Genomic DNA, 18,432 nt, shown 5'->3' on the forward strand with positions numbered 1-18,432 from the left:
TCCGCCTATTCCGCCGATCGCTCTCGGGCTGCAGCATCCGCCGCACCCGTGCCTGCCCTGTTCTTCTCGACCCAGCCCTCGATGTTGCGCTGAGGCGCGACGCTCATGGCAAGCGCACCGGCCGGGACGTCTTTTCGGACGGCGGCACCGGCGCCTGTCTTCGCGCCAGCACCCAGCCTAACGGGAGCGACCAGGGTCGTGTGCGATCCGGTGTGCACCTCGTCCTCGATGACGGTGCGGTGCTTGTTCACATCGTCGTAGTTGGCGGTGATCGTGCTCGCCCCGAGGTTCACGCCGCGACCGATCGTCGCATCTCCCACGTAGGACAGGTGCGGGACCTTGCTGCCCTCGCCGATCTCGGCGTTCTTCGTCTCGACGTAGGCGCCGATCTTGCCCTTGGCGCCGAGGATCGTGCCGGGGCGCAGGAACGAGAAGGGGCCTACCGTCGCCTGCGCACCGATCACGGCGAGCGTCGCGTCGGTGCGGCGGATGGTCGCGTCCTCCCCCACTTCGCAGTCCACGAGGGTGGTGTCCGGCCCGATGGTCGCGCCCGCGGCGATCGTGGTGGCGCGCAGGATCTGCGTGTTCGGGAGAATCGTCACGTCGGATGCGAGCGTGGCATCGTCGTCGATCCAGGTGGTGTCGGGGTCGACGATCGTGACGCCCTCGAGCTGCCAGCGGCGCACGATCCGGGAGTTCAGCAGCCGGCCGACGAGGGCCAGCTGAGCGCGGTCGTTGACGCCGTAGGTGACGGTGACGTCGGAGACGACGGATGCCGCGACCCGGTCGCCGTCGCGACGCAGCAGACCGGGAACATCGGTGAGATACATCTCGCCCTGCGCGTTGTCGACGCCGATCTCGGGGAGGTAGCGGCGCAGGGTCTCCGAGCGGAACACGTACATCCCGGCGTTGATCTCGCGGACGGCAGCCTCGTCGGCGCTCGCATCCTTCTGCTCGACGATGCGGTCCACGCCGCCGTCGGCGTCGCGGATGACCCGGCCGTAGCCCGTGGGGTCGTCCACCACGGCCGTCATCAGGGTCGCCGGCGCTCCTGCGGCTCGGTGTTCGTCGAGGAACGCGGCGAGGGTGTCGGCGTCCGCCAGCGGGCAGTCTCCCGAGAGCACGAGCACGTCGCCGTCGAAGTCGTCGGGCAGCGCGTCGATCGCGACCTGGACGGCGCGTCCGGTGCCGGGGATCTCGTCCTGATCGACGAACACGGCATCCGGGTAGTCCTCGGCGAGCGCGGCGACGACCTGGTCGCGCTCGTGCCGGACGACGACCTCGATGTGGTCGGCGGCGAGCCGCACGGCGGTGGTGAGAACGTGACCGACGAGGGGACGCCCGCCGATCGGATGCAGGACCTTCGGCAGGCGCGACTTCATGCGCGTGCCTTGGCCTGCGGCGAGGATGATGATCGCGAGCTTGTTCCCAGTCATGCTCCGCCGCCAGGACTCGAACCTAGACCTAACAGCTCCAAAGGCTGTCGTGCTGCCATTACACCACGGCGGACCGGACACCCCGAATGGCTTGGTGAGCCCGTCGAAGAGTCTGCCCCTCAAGTCTGCCATGTCCTCCTGGGTGCGACGGGCGGTCACGCTGGAGCCGGTCGTCATACGTCGGAAATGCGGCCTTGGCATGCTGATGAGATGAGCATCGTCATCGAACGGGTCGAGACGTCGACGTCCGCACTGTCCGACTTCATCGCGGCCCATCACGCGGACATGCAGGGAACCGCTCCGCCCGAGAGCCAGCATGCGTTGGCGATCGAACGGCTTCTCGCCCCCGGCATCCGCTTGTTCGCGGCGACGCTCGAGGGCCGGATCGTCGCATCGGGCGCCCTGGCGCCGGTGGATGAGGACCACGAGGAGCTCAAGTCGATGCGCACAGATCCGTCCGTGCGCGGCCGCGGGCTCGGACGGGCGATGCTCGCCTTCCTGATCGACGACGCGGCAGGGCGCGGCATCCGTCGTCTGTCTCTGGAGACCGGAAGGCACGACTTCTTCGCGCCGGCCCGTGCGATGTACGCGAAGGCCGGATTCGTCGAGTGCGGGGCCTTCGGCCGCTACCTTCCCGACGAGAACAGCGCGTTCATGACGCTGACGCCGGTACCGCCGAGGTCCCCCGACTCGGCGCTGCACCCGCGATAATGAACGGATGAGCGAGGTGGATGAGGTCGACCGGATCGTCGGCGCGTGGAACACGCAGCGACCGGACCTCGACTTCTCCCCGCTCGAGGTGCTCTCGCGCGTGGACCGCTTGACGCGGCTGCTCGACCGCGCGCGCCGTGACGTGTTCCGCCGCAGCGACCTGGAGCCGTGGGAGTGGGACGTGCTGTCCGCTCTGCGGCGGGCCGGCGCCCCGTTCCAGCTCTCCCCCAAGCAGCTGCTGCAGCAGACCCTGGTCTCCAGCGGAACCATGACCAACCGCATCGATCGGCTGGTAGGGCGCCGCTTCGTGCGCCGGGAGTCCGACCCCGCCGACGGTCGCAGCGTGCTCGTGACCCTGACGGACGACGGACGGATCCGGGTGGATGCTGCGATCACCCGCCTCGTCGACGTGGAGGCCGACCTGCTGCAGGGGCTGTCCCGCAGCGACCGCGAACGGCTGGCCGGCCTCCTCCGCAAGCTCAGTCTGAGCTTCGACGCCTGAGTCCTACACGGTCGGGTCGACGATGACGGCGACCTTGCCCGTGACCCGGCCGGATTCCACCCGTTCCTGCGCCGCGGCGAGGTCGTCGAGCGGGAACTCCGAGTCGAGGTGCACGCTCACCCGGCCGGCCTCGGCCAGGGCCGCGATCTCGGCGAGCTGAGCACCGGACGCGGCGACGAGGATCCGCCGGATCGGCCCGGCGCCCCACGACGCGAGCTGTGCGGCGTGATCGTCGGAGAGCCCGGTGATCGTGACCACGGCGGTACCCGCCTTGACCGAGCCGCGCGGAGGCAGCGTGTCGTCGACCGTGATGACCACGGCATCCACCGGGGCGATCGCGGCGAGCGCCTGGTCATCCCGATAGTCCACGGTCTGTCCCGCGCCCCAGGAGCGCAGCAGCTCGTTCTTCGCGGGGCTGCCGGTGGCAACCACCTCCGCACCGCGCGCCGCCGCCAGCTGGATCGCGAGATGCCCCACGCCGCCCGCGCCGCCCAGCACCAGCACGCGCTGGCCGGCGACCACACCCGCCGCCTCGAGCGCCTGCCAGGCGGTCAGGGCGGTGAGAGGTGCGGCCCCTGCCTGCGCTGTGCTCCAGGTCGAGGGAGCCGTCGCGAGATCCTCTGCGGCGACCACCGCGTACTCGGCGAGGGTGTGCGCGGCATCGGGGAACGCCGCGAGCGCGAACACCCGGTCGCCGACCGCCCAGGCGTCGACACCGGAGCCGACCGCCGCGACGACGCCCGCGACGTCCCACCCGGGGAGGTCGGTGTAGATGATCTGTCCGAAGTCGGTCGCGGCCGCACGGATCTTCACATCGACGGGGTTGAGACCGGCGGCGCCGACCTTCACGAGGACCTCTCCATGTCCCGGGACGGGAGCCTCTATGTCGATGATCGAGATGACCTCGGATGCTGCTCCGGCCCCGGAGTACTTCGCTGAACGCACGTGATCCACCTTTCGCTGCTGGCCGTTCCGGCCTGTGAGCCTCCAGCCTGGTCGATCCGATCTCGGCGCAACAGTGGCCAGAAGGTCAATATGTGTCACGATATAGCCATGCACAAGATCGTCGTCGTCGCGCTCCCCGGGGTGTTCCCCTACGAACTCGGCATTCCCGCCCGCTTCTTCCGTGCCGCGCTGCGCGAGGGCGAACCGCTGTACTCGGTGACCACGTGCACGCTGGACGGCCGACCGGTGCCGACGAACGCCGATTTCTCGATCACGCCGACCGCCGATCGCACCGCACTGGAGTCGGCCGACACGATCATCGTTCCGCCATGGAGTGCCGCCGAGAACTCAGGAGACCCCATCGGGCTCAGCGACTTCGCCGATCGGCGCATCGTCAGCTACTGCACCGGAGCTTTCACGGTCGCGGCATCCGGCCTCCTCGACGGCAAGGAGGCCACCACCCACTGGTGCTCCGCCGACGACTTCGTCCGGCGCTTCCCTCGCGTCCGCCTGCGTGCCGATGAGCTGTTCGTCGACTCCGGGTCGATCCTGACCGCTGCCGGCGCCTCCGCCGCGGTCGACGCGACCATGCATCTCATCGCGAGCGACCACGGCTCGGCCGTCGCCGCCGCGGTCTCGCGGGCGACCCTTGCGGCTCCGCACCGGGGCGGAGGACAGCGACAGTTCGTCGCGCGTCCGACGATCACCCTCCCTGTCGACGTCGGCTCCGCGAGCGACATCCAGAACTGGCTGATCTCCCGGATCGACGAGCCGTTGTCGCTGACCGAGGTCGCCGACCGCTTCGGGATGAGCGTGCGCACCCTGACGAGGCGATTCCGTGCCGAGACGGGGCGCACGGTCGGCGACTGGTTCGCCGACGCCAGAGTCGACCGAGCGCGCGAGCTGCTCGAGACCACGGATCTGCCCGTCGACGCCGTGGCGGCGAGCTCGGGTTTCGCGACGGCGGCAGCACTGCGCAAGCACTTCCGCGAGCGGATCGGGCTGGCGCCTCAGCAGTACCGGTCGCGCTTCACCCGCGCGGCGTAGAGCCGCGTAGGCTTGATCGAATGGGCATGCCCTCCCCCCTCCCCGTGCGCGACGGCGTCGGCGCGACCCGCCTGCACGTGCCGTTGAGCGGCGACTGGCCCACCGTCTCGGCGTACATGATCGAGCGCTTCTTCCACCTCGACCGTGAGCGACTGCTGACGCGCTTCGACCGCGGAGAGATCGTGGCGCGCGACGGCAGCGCACTGAGCCGCGACACGCCCCTCGGCGCCGAGGAGTTCGTCTGGTACTACCGCGAGCCTCCGGTCGAGAAGGCCATCCCGTTCGAGGTCGAGGTGCTGCATCAGGACCGCGATCTCGTCGTCGTCGACAAACCGCACTTCCTGCCGACGACCCCCGGAGGGAAGTTCGTGCAGAACTCCGCGTTGGTGCGGCTGCGGAACCTGCTCGACATCCCCGAGCTCACACCGATCCACCGCCTCGACCGTGCGACGGCCGGCTTGCTGATGTTCTCGACTCGTCGCGAGACGCGCGGCGCGTATCAGCTGATGTTCGAGAACCGTCGGGTGCAGAAGGTGTACGAGGCGGTCTCCGACCGGCCCTCCGACTGGGACCCGTCGGCATTCCCTCTCGTCTACCGCAACCACATCGTGAAGAACCGCAGCGAGGTGTGCGTGCGGGTGGACACCGCGCGCGAGCCGAACTCCGAGACGCTCATCGAGCTGCTCTCCGCCGACGAGCACTCGGTGCACACCCTGCTGCGCCCGCACAGCGGCAAGATGCATCAGTTGCGGGTCCATCTCGCAGCTCTCGGGCTCGGCATCCGGGGCGACGGTTTCTATCCCGTACTACTGCCGGAGGCGCCCGACGACTTCGAGCGCCCGCTCCAGCTGCTCGCGCGCGAGCTGCACTTCGTCGACCCGCTGAGCGGGACCCCGCGCGAGTTCAGGACGGCCAGGACTCTGAAGGAGGGGGTGGCATGACGACGCTGCACGACATCGCACGGTGGCGGTTGCGCACCCAGCTCCTCGAGATGCCGGTCGCAGATGCCGAGACGGCCGTGCGCACGATGCTCGCCGTCCAGGCAGAGAACCCTGCACAGTCGGCATGGGCGGTCGCGACCCGAACGCTCGCTCCCCACGCGAGCGACCTGGCGGAGGCGCTGACAGATGGAAAGGTCGTGCGCACACACGTGCTGCGCCCGACCTGGCACTACGTGCACGTGGACGACATCCGCTGGCTGATTGCGCTCACCGCCCCGCGCGTGCTGCCCGTCTTCGACCGGCAGCTGCAGCCGTCGGCCGATCGTATGACCGCTCTCACCGATGCGATCGAACACGCCGTCGCCGACAGCCCGGGCCTCACGCGTGCCGAGATCGGCGCTGCGCTCGCGGAAAGCGGACTCGATGTGCCGTCGTCGCAGCTGACTCTCCTGCTGGGGCGACTCGAGCTGAGCTGTCTGCTCTCCAGCGGCGAGCCGCGCGACGGTCGACACACCTTTGCCCTGATGGCCGACCGGGTACCGCCTGCACCAGCAATGGACCGCGACGCGGCGCTTGCCCACCTGGCGCTCGGCTATCTCTCGTCTCACGGACCCGCCACAGATCGCGACCTCGCGTATTGGGCGACCCTCACACTGACGGATGCGCGTCGTGGGATCGCCGCTGTCTCGGAACGGCTGGAGGCTTTCGAGCATGACGGCCTGATGTACTGGCATGCTCCGCCGACTGGCCCGATCGCTGATCGGGGTCGTGCGCACTTGTTGCAGGTTCTCGACGAGATGTATCGGGGATATCAGGATTCCCGCTGGGCGCTGGATGCCGAGGGCGTCGTGCCGAGGACGCGTGAGGCGTCGATCGGCATGGTGCTCTGCGACGGCCAGCTCGTGGCCGGCATGCGGCGCAGCGTGAGCGCCACCAAGGCTGTCTTCACTCTGTCGCCGTACCGCGGGATCGGTTCACGCGAGCGCGACGAGATCGAGGATGCAGCCGCTCGGTGCGCCGCTTTTCTCGGCGTCGAGCCGGTGCTCGAGTTCACGTCGGGTTGAGCGTGTGCTCGGGTGTAATCGTCGCCTCGGCATAGCGCTTTGCGAGGGTCATGATGGCATCGCACAACTCCGGCGGGCCGTCGACCGTGAACGGCTGGTCGAGCAACGCAAGGTGGACAGCAACCGTCATCGGGTGATCCGCTCCGGTCGCGAGGATGCAATGCCCGTCATCGACCGCCTCGACCAGGCCGACCGAGGGATCGATTCTGTCCGCCACGACATCGGCTGGCGCATGGATCAGCACCCGGGCTCGGAACCGCCATCCGGCCGAGGCGACACCGCGAAGCACATAGCCGGATACGTCGTCGTCAGGAAGCTCCCGCGGTGTGAAGCGGCGGCGGGTCGGCGGGCGCAGTGATATGCGATCGACCCGGAAGCTGCGCCATCCATCACGATCGAGGTCGAAAGCCACGAGATACCAGCGTCGCCCCCAACTCACCAGCCGATGCGGTTCCACGCGCCGCACTGAGCTGTCGCCCTGGAATGGCGTGTATTCGAATCGCAGCCACTCTGAATCCTGCACGGCGCGGGCGATGGTGGCGAGCACAGCCGTCTCGACGTCAGCACCTCGATCTCGTGTCTGCGGCGCGGTCGCAACCTCCATCGCGCGCACTTGGGCGGCGAGCGGCGCAGGCAACACGTTCTCCAGCTTCGCGAGCGCCCGAGCCGCGCTTTTCTCGATGCCCGCCACGGAGTTCGTCGTCACCTGACGCAGGGCGATCGCGACGGCGATGCCCTCGTCGTCGTCCAGCATGAGCGGCGGCAGGTCGGTCTCGCGGTCGAGCCGATAGCCTCCGTCGGGACCTGCAGCGGCATCGATGACGTAACCGAGTTCACGTAGGCGAGTGATGTCGGCACGGATCGTGCGCGTCGACACGGCTGTGCGCCGGGACAGTTCCGTGGCGGTCCAAGCCTGCCGCTGCCGGAGCAGCGCAAGCACTTGGAGCACGCGCGTCGCTGTCTGATTCACCCGAGCTCCTTCGTGATGCGGAAGCTATCCTTCCGTATTGATTTCTAGCGTAGAGCCATGATCAACAATGAGCCGAACGGCACCCTCCAGACCACCGTCCCCACCGATGAGCGGATCACCCCGTTCACCCTCTCGATCCCCGAACATGACCTCATCGACCTGCGCGACCGCCTCGCGAACACCCGATACACGACTGAGGCGCCCGGAGCCGATCCTGTGTACGGTGCAAGCCTCACCCAGGTGCGCGCCATGGCGGAGTACTGGCGGCACGAATTCGACTGGCGGTCCGTGGAAGCACGGCTCGCTGCCTTCCCGCAGTTCATGACGACCATCGACGGGCAGCCCGTCCACTTCCTGCACGTCCGCTCAGCGGAGCCCAGCGCTTTCCCGATCGTGCTGACGCACGGATGGCCCGGATCGTTCGCCGAGTTCGCCGACATGATCGGGCCGCTGGTGGATCCGGTGGCGTATGGCGGACGAGCCGAGGACGCGTTCCATGTCGTCGTGCCGAGCTTCCCGGGGTATACGTTCAGCGGTCCGGTGACAGAGCCGGGCTGGGGTTCGGCGCGAGTGGCAGCGGCCTGGGACACTCTCATGAAGCGCCTGGGATACGAACGGTACGGAGCGCACGGCGGCGACGGTGGCTCCCTGGTAGGGCGTGAGCTCGGCATCCTCGCCCCCGAGGGGCTGGTGGGCACGCACGTCCTGCAGTTGTTCTCGTTCCCGAGCGGGGATCCGATGGAGTTCGAGAAGCTCGGCCCGAAGGACTTCGAAGCGCTCGAGATCCTGAAGGACTTCGGCGAGATCTCGGCGTTCGCGACGCTGCAGTCCACCCGTCCGCAGACGCTTGCTCACGCGCTCGCCGATTCGCCGGTGGGGCAGCTGGCGTGGAATGAACTGATGGCGACGTTCGACCGCCCGACCGCGCTCACCCGCGATCAGCTCCTCACCCACGTCTCGTTGTACTGGTTCACCAACACAGCGGGCTCGTCCGCGCGGCAGTACAAAGAGGATGCGCGCTTCAACGCTGGCGACGGCATCGCGGCGCGCGTCAACCACACCCCCACTGGCGTCTCCGTCTTCAAGAACGACTTCCATTCGATTCGCGCTTTCGCCGAACGCGACAACGATCAGATCGTGTTCTGGAAGGAGCATGAGGTGGGTGGGCATTTCGCCGCCATGGAGGTGCCCGGCGTGCTGGTCGCCGACCTTCGCGAATTCTTCGGACCGCTGCGCTGAGATCGCACCGGACGGCCGCTCCATCCCGGGCGGCCGTCCGTTGCTCAGCGCCGCATGACCTTGCGTGCGAGGCGTGTGCCCAGCAGCTGCACGAGATGCACGAACACCACGATCAAGACGATCGCCGTCCACATCACGACCGGTTCGAACTGCCGGAAACCGTAGATCTGCGCGAAGGCGCCGAGACCGCCGCCGCCGATGAGACCTGCCATCGCGGTCATATCGATCAGAGCGACGACGATGAACGTGTAGCCGAGGATGAGCGGCCCGAGGGACTCGGGTATCGCGACGGTGAACAGAATGCGCCACGGGCCTGCTCCCATCGAGCGAGCCGCCTCGATCACCCCGGGCGAGACCGACACCAGGTGCTGCTCGACGATCCGGCCGATCGCAAAGGCCGCTGCGAGGCCGATCATGAAGGCGCCGGCCGTGGTGCCGATGCCGGTGCCGACCACGAAGCGGGCGAACGGCTGGGCGACCGCCACGAACAGCACGAACGGAATCGGCCGGAAGAAGTTCACAGCGAGATTCGCGACGACGGCGACGGCCCGGTTCTCCGCGAGACCACCGGGGCGGGTGACGTAGAGGACGACGCCGATCGCGAGGCCGAGGACGCCGCCGAGCACGAGGGCGAAGGACGTCATGTACAGGGTCTCGAGCGCGGACTTCCACAGCTCGGGCCACAGTTCGTTCAGACGATCCATCAGCGGACCTCCTCTTCCGCGATGACGGTCACTTCGACGCGTTCGGCGATGCTCGCGAGCGCCCGGTCGATCACGGACGCCCCGCCGCGGATCGCGAGGGTCAGGTGACCGAACGCGCGTCCGCGGATGTCGTTGATGCCGCCGTAGATGAGCTCGAAGTCGAGTCCTGCTCCCGCGAGGTCGAGGAAGACCTGCGCCTGCGAGGAGTCGCCGTCGCGGAACGAGAACGTCACGATCCTCCCGCCGTGACGCTCGCGCAGCACCGCAAGCTCGGCGGGCGACGGCACGCCCTTGACGACCGTGCCCACGAAGCGCTGGGATGCCGGGTTCTGCGGTGCGGAGAACACATCGAACACGTCGCCCTGCTCGATCACGCGCCCGCGCTCCATCACAGCGACCTTGGTCGCGATCGTCTGGATGACATCCATCTCGTGCGTGATCACGATGATGGTGACGCCCTGCTCCTCGTTCACGCGTTTCAAGAGGTCGAGCACCTCGTGCGTGGTCTGCGGATCGAGGGCGCTGGTGGCCTCGTCGGCGAGCAGGATCGCGGGCCCGGTCGCGAGAGCTCGTGCGATGCCGACACGCTGCTTCTGTCCGCCCGAGAGCTGCTCGGGGTACGCCCTGGCTTTGTCCGCGAGCCCGACGAAGCCGAGCATCTCGGTGACCCGGGCCTCGATGTCGGCCTTCGACCAGCCAGCGAGAGCGAGCGGATAGGCGACATTCGCCTTGACCGTCTTCGAGGCGAACAGATTGAACTGCTGGAAGATCATGCCGATGCCGCCGCGCACCTTGCGCAGCTCGCGCTCGGTGAGGGCCGTGATGTCGACGTCGTCGACGGTGATGGTGCCGGCGGTCGCCGGTTCGAGGGCGTTGATCAGACGGACGAGGGTGGACTTGCCCGCCCCGGAATAGCCGATGATGCCGAAGACATCGCCCTTCTCGATCGACAGCGTGACATCGTCGACGGCGACCACGTCGCCGGAACCGGGCGAACGGGACGGATACGCCTTCGAGACATTCGAGAGGGTGACGATCGGCATGTGCGGCTCCGGTCTACTGCTGCCAACGGAGAATCGGGTGGCGCGGTGCGCCACCCGATTCTCTCAGTCGTGCTGCTACTTCTTGTCCTTCGTGTCTGCTTCGACCTTCTTCAGCGACGCCACGAGGTCTTCGACGGGGATCTGCAGCGCGACGGCAGTGTTCCCGGAAGACTCGAGCAGGCCTGCCTGCACGTCCTCGTTGGTCTGGAAGATCTCGACGAGCTTCTGGTAGGTCTTGTTGTCGGCGTCCTCGGCCCGCGCCGCGAAGATGTTCACGTACGGCAGCGCGTTCGGGTCTTCAGGATCGTCCTGCGCGATCGCGTCTTCGAACTTGAGCCCGGCGTCCTCGACGAAGTCGTTGTTGATGATCGCAGCGGCCACGTCGGGCAGCGAGGTCGGGATGAGCGCCCCCTCGAGAGCGGTGATCTTGACCTTCGACTTGTCGGTGTCGACGTCAGCGAGGTCGGAGAAGATCGTGCCGCCGCTCTTGAGCTCGACGAGACCTGCCGACTGCAGCACGAGCAGGGCCCGCGCCTGGTTCGAGGCATCGTCGGGCACGGCGACCGTTTCGCCCTCGGGGATGTCCTTCACATCGTCGTACTTCGTCGAGTAGAGGCCGAGCGGATAGATCGCGGTGGAGCCGATCGGAACCAGGTCCTCACCGGAGGCGTCGTTGTACTCGGCGAGGTAGACGATGTGCTGGAACTGGTTGAGGTCGATCTCGCCCTCGGTGAGCGCCGGGTTCGGCTGCTCGTAGGAGCCGAAGTCGACGAGTTCGACTGTGATGCCCTCGTCTGCGGCGGCCTCGACGAACGGCGCCCACTGCGCGTCGCCCTTGCCGACGACGCCGATCTTGACGGTCTCGTTCTCGGTCGACTCGCCCGAGCCGGAGCCGGTGGATTCGGATGCCGTCGCGCAGCCCGCGAGGGCGACGAAGAGCGGGACCGCGGCGAGCGCGGCGATGATGGACGTTGTGCGACGGGTCATGTGAAGGGTTCCTCTCTTGGGGGACTCTTCAACGGTAGGCAGGCGTCAGGCATCCGATGGAATCGAGTGTCACATGACGTCACAGCGCTCGACCCACCCTGGGTCCCTGAGCCTGTCGAAGGGTCAGTCGAATTCCTCGATGCCCTGCAGCCGCACCTGCTCGAGATCGAGGCGCGCAGAGATGCGACGGACCACCATGTCGTCGACCGCGCCCGAGCGACGAAGGCCCAGCAGCACCTCGCGCTTGCGATCGAGCAGGGCGAGCTTGAGGCGGGTGTGCTCCTCGTGGCGGATGAGCGGCGAACGCTGTGCGAGGTCGACGGCCGTCGAGGTCGCGATGATCTGCAGGGAGCCGCTGCCCGCGGCATCCGAGTCGACCATCTCGAGGCCCCCTCCGTCGTAGGGGTCGGGTTCGTCGAGCATCGCGTCGAGGACGTTCGCCTCGGCGTCGACGACGGCCTGCTCCCGGGCCAGGGCTCGCGCGTTCGCGTACTCCAGCATCATGTAGCCCTCGCTGCGCACGCGGTCGAGCACCTCCTGGCCGACGCCGTGCTCGGTCGCGAGATCGTCGAGCGCGGCGAGGGCGGCACCTGAGATCGTGCGTTCTGCGAGCTCGTACTCCTCGATCTCCGCCGTGTCGGACGGCGGACTCGCCCAGCGCACGACCGCAGGCAGCAGCGGCCCCTGCACGAGAAGGCTGAGCAGGATGACTCCTGCGGTGACGACCACGATCTCGTCGCGCCCCGCTCCCCCGATTTCGACAGGCACCGACAGGGCGATCGCGAGCGACACGGCGCCGCGCATGCCCGCGACGGTCGAGACGAGCCGCATCCGCGAGCGGAGTCCTCGCGGAGGCCGAGGCCCGGGCGCTCTCTGGAAGAGGACGTTCAACAGCTGGAAGAAGTAGCGCACCAGGAGAAGCACGACCCACACGGCGAGGGTGGTCAGCACCAGTCGGCCGACCGCGGCCGCCGAGATCTCGTGCACGACGTACTGCACTTCGAGGCCGATCAGCACGAAGAGCGCCCCGTTGAGGAGGAAGACGCCGAACGGGAAGGCCGCCTCCGACTGCCGCCGAGACGACGCGGTGGTGATGCGCGGCGACACGTAGGCGATCACGAGGCCCGCGACGACCACGGCGAGCACTCCCGAGGCGTGCATGATCTCGGCCAGCAGGAACGCGGTGAAGGGCACGAGCAGCAGGGTGACGTTGATGACGGCCGTGCGCGTCGCCTGACGAAGGAGCAGGTACGCCAGCGCGGCGATCACGGCGCCGGCCAGGACGCCGCCGACGTACGACACGAGCACGGTCCAGGTGATGCTCCACGGGGTGACGTTCCCCCCGACCGCGAGCGAGATCGCGATCGCGTAGAGCACGAGCGCTGTTCCGTCGTTGGTGAGGCTCTCGGCCTTGAGCTTCATGAACGTGCGTCGGGGCAGCAGACGACCGAGAGCCGCCACCGCCGTCGCGTCCGGGGGCGCGACCGCGGCCCCGAGGATGAGGGCGATCTCCCACGGCATCCCGAGCAGGACGCCGACGCCGGCGACCGCGAAGGCCGATGCGACCACCAGCAGCGTGCTCATCGGGAGGATGTAGCGGAAGTCTCGCCTGATCGAACGCAGCGAGGTCGTCAGGCTCTCCCAGAACAGCATCACCGGCAGGAAGAGCAGCAGCACCGTTTCCGGAGGCAGCTGCACTTCGCGCAGCGCGGGGACGAATCCGAGGAGCAGGCCGAACACCACGAGAACCAGCGGCAGAGCGAGCCGGATGCGTGGCGCGAGCAGCGTGCCTGCGAGGATCGTGAGTCCGAGCAGGACGGTGACTTCGAGGCCTTCCATGTCAACCTCTCAACAGTGGTGTCTGAAGGATATTCCCCCACAGCGTTCCCCCGCAGGCGGAGCCGGTCAGCCGATCTCCTCGGTGAGCTCGAACCACCGGAGTTCCAGCTCCTCGATCTCGGCCTCGGTATCTCCGATCGACTTCATCTTCTCGCCAAGACCTGCGTAGTCGGCCTGATCGTGGTCGGCGAGCGCGCGCTTGGCGGCATCCACTTTCTCGGTCAGCTTCTGGATGCGCCGCTCGAGGGCGGCGACCTCCTTCTGGGCCGTGCGCAGCGCGGCTCCGTCGAGTCCCTGGGGCGCGGTCTTCGCGGAGGCCGCCCTCGCAGGCTCGGCGTCCTGCAGATGCCGGAGGCGGAGGTACTCGTCGACGCCGCCGGGGAGGTGGCGCAGACGTCCATCGAGGATCGCGTACTGCTGGTCGGTGACGCGCTCGAGGAAGTACCGGTCGTGGCTGACCACGAGGAGCGTGCCCGACCACGAATCCAGCAGGTCCTCGATCGCCGCGAGCATGTCGGTGTCGAGATCGTTGGTGGGCTCGTCGAGGATCAGCACGTTGGGCTGATCGAGCAGCACGAGCAGCAGCTGCAGTCGCCGCTGCTGGCCACCGGAGAGATCCTTGACCGGAGTCGAGAGCTGGGCCGAGTCGAACCCGAGCCGCTCGAGAAGCTGCCCCGGCGTGAGATCTTGCGCCTTGGATCCGGCGCCCATCGTGTACGAGGTGCGCAGGCCCGAGATGATCACGCGTACCGGGTCGTTCCAGTGCTGGTCGAGCTCGTCGAGGCGCTGCGTGAGCGTCTGCACCTTGACGGTCTTGCCGCGCTTCACGCGCCCGACCGTGGGCTCGACGCTGCCTGCGATCAGGCCGAGAAGAGTGGACTTGCCGGCGCCGTTGACACCGAGGATGCCGGTGCGCTCGCCCGGCGCGATGCGCCATTCGATGTCACGCAGGACGACCTTCTCCTGGGTCCCCGAGCCTGTCGAGGGGTAGGTGACGCCGACGTCGAGGAGATCCACGACGTCTTTCCCGAGGCGCGACACGGCGAGCGACTGCAGCGAGACCTTGTCGCGGATCTCCGGGACGTCGGCGATGAGCTCATTGGCCGCATCGATGCGGAACTTCGGCTTGCTCGTGCGAGCGGGCGCGCCTCGGCGCAGCCAGGCGAGCTCCTTGCGGGCGAGGTTCTGCCGCTTCGCCTCCGTGGCCGCCGACATCCGGTCGCGCTCGACGCGCTGCAGGATGTACGCGGCGTAGCCGCCTTCGAAGGGCTCGACGATGCGGTCGTGCACCTCCCACGTCTCGGTGCAGATCTCGTCGAGGAACCAGCGGTCGTGGGTCACGACCATGAGCGCTCCGGAGTTCGCCGACCACCGCTTCTTGAGGTGTCCGGCAAGCCAGGTGATGGCTTCGACGTCGAGGTGGTTGGTGGGCTCGTCGAGGGCGATGACGTCCCAGTCCCCTGCGAGCAGCTTCGCGAGCGAGACCCGACGGCGCTGGCCGCCGGAGAGCGAGCCGATCTCGGCATCCCAGGGCAGATCCTTCAGCAGCCCTTCGATGACGTCGCGGATGCGTGCGACGCCCGCCCACTCGTGCTCAGGCATGTCGCCCACGACGGCCTGACTGATCGTCACGTCATCTGCAAGAGTGTCGGCCTGGCTCAGCACTCCGATCGTGGTGCCACCGCGCACCGTCACTCGGCCCGAGTTCGGCTCCTTGAAGCCGGCGAGCATGCCGAGCAGGCTGGACTTGCCGTCGCCGTTGCGGCCGACGATGCCGATGCGATCCCCTTCCTCGATGCCGAGGGTGACGGAGTCGAAGACGACTCTGGTCGGGTATTCGAGGTGAAGCGCTTCGGCTCCCAGAAGATGTGCCATGTCATATCAAGGGTACTCGCCGAACACCTCGGGCACGGATGCCGTGAACTCGTCGAAATGGCTGTACCAGACGGTGTGGGCGGCGGAGCGGATCCCGCGTACGCTCACGCCCTGCTCGGCGAAGCGGTGCTTGTCATCGTCGGTGACCCAGTTGCTCGGCTCGGCGTGCACGAGGATCGCCCCTTCCCGGGGCATCAGCACGACATCGTCTCCGCACGAGATCGACGCGCTGGTCGCCGGGTCGAAGCAGGTCGCGGCACGGGCTTCGACCTCGGCATCCTTCGCGGTGTAGAACGGGCGGGAGGAGCGAAGCCACGCCGGATCCTGCCGATTACGGCGGTCGCTCTCGTACCGCTCGATAAGCCGCGTACGGTCGTCGCCGCCCGTGAACGACAGGGCAGAGTCGACGTATACGGTCACCTCGGCGTCGAGTCCGGCGGCGGCGAGCACCGTGGCGCCATAGGAGTGGCCGATCGCGTGGAGCGGACGCTGCGGTGCTCGTGCCTCGAGGGTCGCGGTGACGGATGCCGCGGCCTTCGCCATCGTGAGATCGGGGTCGCGGGGCGAGAGGCCGTGCCCCGGGAGGTCCATGGCGAGCACGCGGTAGCCGTGCTCGACCAGCAGAGGGATGACGCGCCACCAGCTCTCGGCGGATCCCATCAGCCCGTGCAGCAGGAGCGCGGTCTTGTCGCCGTGTCCGACGTCGACGGTGCGCAGCAGCATCCGATCACTCCTCCCGCAGCGCCACGTCGACGACCCGCCGATGCCGCTCCTCGAGCTGCGCGTCCCACACCCCGAGGAGCTGGAACGTCGTGATGCGGAACGCGAGCGCCCTGATGAGGTATCGGCCGTCGCCGCCGAGCATCTCGTGCATGCGCTCGGGGGCCAATCCGTGCCAGCACGCCGCGTCGGCCACGACGATCGCATCGGCGTATCCGGTCGGCCGCCAGTACGGCGCCCAGTCGATGATCGCCGGCGGGTGCCCCTGCGCGAACATCACGTTGCCGAGCAGATCGCCGTGGATCATCTGCGATGCGTCCGAGACCGGGCGGAACGCCGCCGCAAGACGGCGCACCACGCCGTCGTCAGGCAGGGGCTCTTCTTCCCACGCGATCCGGTCTGCCCTCGCCCAGGGGTCGTCGGCGAGGTCGAGGAACGAGGGGCGTGGGAGCGGGGCGAGTGCGGCGTGGAAGGCTGCTCCGGCGCGGAGCACGTCTGCGACACGGCGTTCGTCGGCCTGGCCGGGCAGCCATTGCCAGGCTTCCCAGCCGTCGCTGGTCCATCCGCCTGATCGCGCGGGAATCGGTCTGGAGGTGCGGAATTCGGCACTGTGACGGAGTTCAGCCAAGATCTCCGCCTTCCAGACGGTCTCAGCATCGCCGCCCGAGGGTCGAAGGATGAGAGGGCCAGAGCGCCAGGTCAGCCCTCTCCCACCGGGAAGGTTCTCGAGGTCGTTCTCGGATGCACCGAAATCGGCGAGGGCACGACCGGAAGGCGGGGACGGCGACATGGAGCCACCCTACGCGAAGGTCGTTATCGTTCTGTGATCATCGAGGCCTGCGATCGCCTCGAATCTTCGTTCGAATGTCCGTGGCACCTGGTGTACTGGACTCATGGACGCGATGATCGACGCAACCGACTCCCAGATGGCGACTCTCGCCGATCTGGTCGAGTCGCTCGCCGCGGCCGACGCGACCGTGAACGCCATGATGGCGGCGCGTGACGGCCTGCTCGCCCTGGCGGGGCGGATGGCCGTCGACATCGCGAAGCAGGGCGACCACTCCGACGGCGGCGACATGACGATGCGCACGGTGGCTGCCGAGATCGGGCAGCGGCTGCGGGTCAGCGACCGCACGGTGGAGCGGCGGATCGCCGAGGCCTCCTGCCTGGTCGACGGCTTTCCTACTGTGTGGGCGGCGCAGGGCGCCGGTCGCATCGCCGCGGCGCACGCGCATGTGATCATCGAGACGGGTGCGCAGCTGATCGATGCCGTTCAGCGCGACGCCTACGCGGCCGCCGTGCTGCCGCTGGCCGAGGTCGAGTCCCCGAACAGGCTGCGCCCGCTCGCCCGACGCATCGTCGAACGGTTCCAGGAGCTCCCGGTCGATGATCGCCACCGCCAAGCGCGATCGCAGCGGCGAGTGTGGGCCCGCGATCAGGACGACGCGATGGCAGACCTCACCCTGCACGGACCTGCCGTGCTCGTGCACGCGATGATGGATCGGCTGTCGCAGATGGCCCACGAGATCCGCTCTGAGAACCTGCGTGCGGCGAAAGAGGCGCGGGTGATCGACGGCGATTTCACACCCGACGCTCGCTCGGTCGACGAGATCCGCGCCGACCTGCTCGCTGATCTCGTGCTCACCGGCTCGCCTGCGGGTCACGACATCGCAGACGGGTTGCTCGGCGAGATCCGTGGACGGATCGAGATCACCGTGCCCGTGATGACTCTGATGGGTCAGGATCTCGGAGCGAATGCCGGTCACAGAGATTCCCCGCCGTCGAGCAAGCGCAGCGAGACGAAACGCGCTACCGCTGGCACCCCTGATATCGACGCTCGGTCGTTGAGCGAGGAGCGCAGCGACGAGACGAAACGCCCCACGATCGACGGCCTTCCGCCCGCGATCCTCGACGGCGCGGTGCCGATCGACGCGCGCACGGCACGCCTCCTCGCCGGGACCACTCCTGGCTGGGACCGGGTTCTCACGCACCCTGTCTCTGGTGCCGTGCTCGCCGCAGACCGATACCGGCCGCCGGAACAGCTCAAGCGTCACCTTCGAGCCCGCGACCAACGATGCCGGTTCCCCACGTGCGGGCTCGCCGCCCGCAAATGCGATCTCGACCACAATGACGCCGCCTCCACGGGCGGATCCACCAGCGAAGGAAATCTGAGCGCGTTCTGCCGGCGACATCACACCTTGAAACACGCCTCTCCTTGGCATGTGAGACACCGGTCGGGCGGACTGCTCGAATGGACGAGTCCGACTGGCCGCACGTACCTCGACACTCCCCCGCCACCGAACACCGTCGTGTTCACTTCAGAGACGTCCGAGCCGTGCGATTCCGTCGAGATCTTCGTCGACCGTGTGCGGGCGCCGTTCTGAGACGACCTGTGGATAACTTTCCCGC

At 68.0% G+C, this 18,432-nt stretch carries 17 protein-coding genes and 1 tRNA gene; 7 read left to right on the top strand and 11 right to left on the bottom strand.

From position 1 onward, the window contains the following. Window positions 1-5 precede the first annotated feature (5 nt). Together glmU and QFZ53_RS16160 are read right to left on the bottom strand one after the other, a co-directional pair. The gene (gene glmU / locus QFZ53_RS16155; RefSeq protein ID WP_307298153.1) at window positions 6-1,436 is read right to left on the bottom strand and encodes a bifunctional UDP-N-acetylglucosamine diphosphorylase/glucosamine-1-phosphate N-acetyltransferase GlmU; all 1,431 of its coding nucleotides are present in this window, start codon (window positions 1,434-1,436) and stop codon (window positions 6-8) included. A gap of 1 nt (window position 1,437) precedes the next feature. Then, window positions 1,438-1,509 (bottom strand) — tRNA-Gln (locus QFZ53_RS16160). A 137-nt stretch (window positions 1,510-1,646) separates the two neighbouring features. Here QFZ53_RS16160 and QFZ53_RS16165 point away from each other — a divergent pair. Further along, on the top strand, window positions 1,647-2,147 hold the full coding sequence (locus tag QFZ53_RS16165; RefSeq protein ID WP_307298155.1) for a GNAT family N-acetyltransferase: 501 nt from the start codon (window positions 1,647-1,649) through the stop codon (window positions 2,145-2,147). Window positions 2,148-2,154: 7 nt separating this feature from the next. After that, window positions 2,155-2,649: a MarR family winged helix-turn-helix transcriptional regulator gene (locus QFZ53_RS16170; RefSeq protein ID WP_130498376.1), complete on the top strand. Its 495-nt coding sequence runs from the start codon at window positions 2,155-2,157 to the stop codon at window positions 2,647-2,649. Between the two features lie 3 nt (window positions 2,650-2,652). On the opposite strand, the gene QFZ53_RS16175 is transcribed toward QFZ53_RS16170, so the two are convergent. Continuing rightward, entirely contained in the window at window positions 2,653-3,594 is a 942-nt protein-coding gene (locus QFZ53_RS16175; RefSeq protein ID WP_307298157.1) for an NADP-dependent oxidoreductase, read from the bottom strand. Between the two features lie 108 nt (window positions 3,595-3,702). Between QFZ53_RS16175 and QFZ53_RS16180 the strand changes: the two genes are divergently transcribed. The 3 genes from QFZ53_RS16180 to QFZ53_RS16190 are packed head-to-tail and all read left to right on the top strand — an operon-like array spanning window position 3,703 to window position 6,646. After that, complete coding sequence (locus QFZ53_RS16180; protein WP_307298159.1) at window positions 3,703-4,641, top strand: GlxA family transcriptional regulator; 939 nt, start codon at window positions 3,703-3,705, stop codon at window positions 4,639-4,641. A gap of 26 nt (window positions 4,642-4,667) precedes the next feature. Continuing rightward, window positions 4,668-5,582, top strand: coding sequence for a pseudouridine synthase (locus QFZ53_RS16185; protein ID WP_307298160.1), 915 nt, complete (start codon window positions 4,668-4,670; stop codon window positions 5,580-5,582). After that, window positions 5,579-6,646: a winged helix DNA-binding domain-containing protein gene (locus QFZ53_RS16190; RefSeq protein WP_307298162.1), complete on the top strand. Its 1,068-nt coding sequence runs from the start codon at window positions 5,579-5,581 to the stop codon at window positions 6,644-6,646. The genes QFZ53_RS16185 and QFZ53_RS16190 overlap by 4 nt, the downstream gene beginning before the upstream one ends. On the opposite strand, the gene QFZ53_RS16195 is transcribed toward QFZ53_RS16190, so the two are convergent. Then, window positions 6,633-7,616 carry a helix-turn-helix transcriptional regulator gene (locus QFZ53_RS16195; protein WP_307298164.1) on the bottom strand — a complete coding sequence of 328 codons (984 nt, stop codon included), beginning with the start codon at window positions 7,614-7,616 and terminating at the stop codon, window positions 6,633-6,635. The two genes, QFZ53_RS16190 and QFZ53_RS16195, sit on opposite strands and share 14 nt — an antisense overlap. A 57-nt stretch (window positions 7,617-7,673) precedes the next feature. Here QFZ53_RS16195 and QFZ53_RS16200 point away from each other — a divergent pair, with 57 nt between their 5' ends. After that, entirely contained in the window at window positions 7,674-8,855 is a 1,182-nt protein-coding gene (locus QFZ53_RS16200; protein WP_307298166.1) for an epoxide hydrolase family protein, read from the top strand. Window positions 8,856-8,899: 44 nt separating this feature from the next. On the opposite strand, the gene QFZ53_RS16205 is transcribed toward QFZ53_RS16200, so the two are convergent. From QFZ53_RS16205 to QFZ53_RS16235, 7 genes are all read right to left on the bottom strand, one after another. After that, the gene (locus tag QFZ53_RS16205) at window positions 8,900-9,559 is read right to left on the bottom strand and encodes a methionine ABC transporter permease (RefSeq protein WP_307298168.1); all 660 of its coding nucleotides are present in this window, start codon (window positions 9,557-9,559) and stop codon (window positions 8,900-8,902) included. Continuing rightward, on the bottom strand, window positions 9,559-10,602 hold the full coding sequence (locus QFZ53_RS16210; protein WP_307298170.1) for a methionine ABC transporter ATP-binding protein: 1,044 nt from the start codon (window positions 10,600-10,602) through the stop codon (window positions 9,559-9,561). The genes QFZ53_RS16205 and QFZ53_RS16210 overlap by 1 nt, the downstream gene beginning before the upstream one ends. A 75-nt stretch (window positions 10,603-10,677) precedes the next feature. Further along, window positions 10,678-11,589 carry a MetQ/NlpA family ABC transporter substrate-binding protein gene (locus tag QFZ53_RS16215; protein WP_292907817.1) on the bottom strand — a complete coding sequence of 304 codons (912 nt, stop codon included), beginning with the start codon at window positions 11,587-11,589 and terminating at the stop codon, window positions 10,678-10,680. Window positions 11,590-11,712: 123 nt separating this feature from the next. Further along, a complete protein-coding gene (locus tag QFZ53_RS16220) occupies window positions 11,713-13,428 on the bottom strand; it encodes a Na+/H+ antiporter (protein ID WP_307298173.1) in 1,716 nt (571 codons plus the stop codon). Window positions 13,429-13,494: 66 nt separating this feature from the next. Further along, window positions 13,495-15,303, bottom strand: a complete 1,809-nt coding sequence (locus QFZ53_RS16225; protein WP_307298175.1) for an ABC-F family ATP-binding cassette domain-containing protein — start codon at window positions 15,301-15,303, stop codon at window positions 13,495-13,497. A gap of 6 nt (window positions 15,304-15,309) precedes the next feature. Further along, window positions 15,310-16,026, bottom strand: a complete 717-nt coding sequence (locus QFZ53_RS16230) for an alpha/beta hydrolase (protein WP_307298176.1) — start codon at window positions 16,024-16,026, stop codon at window positions 15,310-15,312. A 4-nt stretch (window positions 16,027-16,030) separates the two neighbouring features. Further along, window positions 16,031-16,813: a hypothetical protein gene (locus tag QFZ53_RS16235; RefSeq protein WP_307298178.1), complete on the bottom strand. Its 783-nt coding sequence runs from the start codon at window positions 16,811-16,813 to the stop codon at window positions 16,031-16,033. A 112-nt stretch (window positions 16,814-16,925) separates the two neighbouring features. Between QFZ53_RS16235 and QFZ53_RS16240 the strand changes: the two genes are divergently transcribed. After that, complete coding sequence (locus QFZ53_RS16240) at window positions 16,926-18,407, top strand: HNH endonuclease signature motif containing protein (protein ID WP_307298180.1); 1,482 nt, start codon at window positions 16,926-16,928, stop codon at window positions 18,405-18,407. The last annotated feature ends 25 nt before the right edge of the window (window positions 18,408-18,432 follow it).

The sequence above is a fragment of the Microbacterium natoriense genome (assembly GCF_030816295.1).
GTDB classification, from domain to species: Bacteria; Actinomycetota; Actinomycetes; order Actinomycetales; family Microbacteriaceae; genus Microbacterium; species Microbacterium natoriense_A.

Excerpts from the sequence above, each read along its gene's own strand:
- QFZ53_RS16200 (WP_307298166.1), top strand. The coding sequence starts at position 7,674 with ATGATCAACAATGAGCCGAACGGCACCCTCCAGACCACCGTCCCCACC.
- QFZ53_RS16165 (WP_307298155.1), top strand. The coding sequence starts at position 1,647 with ATGAGCATCGTCATCGAACGGGTCGAGACGTCGACGTCCGCACTGTCC.
- QFZ53_RS16240 (WP_307298180.1), top strand. The coding sequence starts at position 16,926 with ATGATCGACGCAACCGACTCCCAGATGGCGACTCTCGCCGATCTGGTC.
- QFZ53_RS16225 (WP_307298175.1), bottom strand. The coding sequence starts at position 15,303 with ATGGCACATCTTCTGGGAGCCGAAGCGCTTCACCTCGAATACCCGACC.
- QFZ53_RS16230 (WP_307298176.1), bottom strand. The coding sequence starts at position 16,026 with ATGCTGCTGCGCACCGTCGACGTCGGACACGGCGACAAGACCGCGCTC.
- QFZ53_RS16220 (WP_307298173.1), bottom strand. The coding sequence starts at position 13,428 with ATGGAAGGCCTCGAAGTCACCGTCCTGCTCGGACTCACGATCCTCGCA.
- QFZ53_RS16235 (WP_307298178.1), bottom strand. The coding sequence starts at position 16,813 with ATGTCGCCGTCCCCGCCTTCCGGTCGTGCCCTCGCCGATTTCGGTGCA.
- QFZ53_RS16210 (WP_307298170.1), bottom strand. The coding sequence starts at position 10,602 with ATGCCGATCGTCACCCTCTCGAATGTCTCGAAGGCGTATCCGTCCCGT.
- QFZ53_RS16190 (WP_307298162.1), top strand. The coding sequence starts at position 5,579 with ATGACGACGCTGCACGACATCGCACGGTGGCGGTTGCGCACCCAGCTC.
- QFZ53_RS16205 (WP_307298168.1), bottom strand. The coding sequence starts at position 9,559 with ATGGATCGTCTGAACGAACTGTGGCCCGAGCTGTGGAAGTCCGCGCTC.
- QFZ53_RS16170 (WP_130498376.1), top strand. The coding sequence starts at position 2,155 with ATGAGCGAGGTGGATGAGGTCGACCGGATCGTCGGCGCGTGGAACACG.
- QFZ53_RS16215 (WP_292907817.1), bottom strand. The coding sequence starts at position 11,589 with ATGACCCGTCGCACAACGTCCATCATCGCCGCGCTCGCCGCGGTCCCG.
- QFZ53_RS16180 (WP_307298159.1), top strand. The coding sequence starts at position 3,703 with ATGCACAAGATCGTCGTCGTCGCGCTCCCCGGGGTGTTCCCCTACGAA.
- glmU (WP_307298153.1), bottom strand. The coding sequence starts at position 1,436 with ATGACTGGGAACAAGCTCGCGATCATCATCCTCGCCGCAGGCCAAGGC.
- QFZ53_RS16185 (WP_307298160.1), top strand. The coding sequence starts at position 4,668 with ATGCCCTCCCCCCTCCCCGTGCGCGACGGCGTCGGCGCGACCCGCCTG.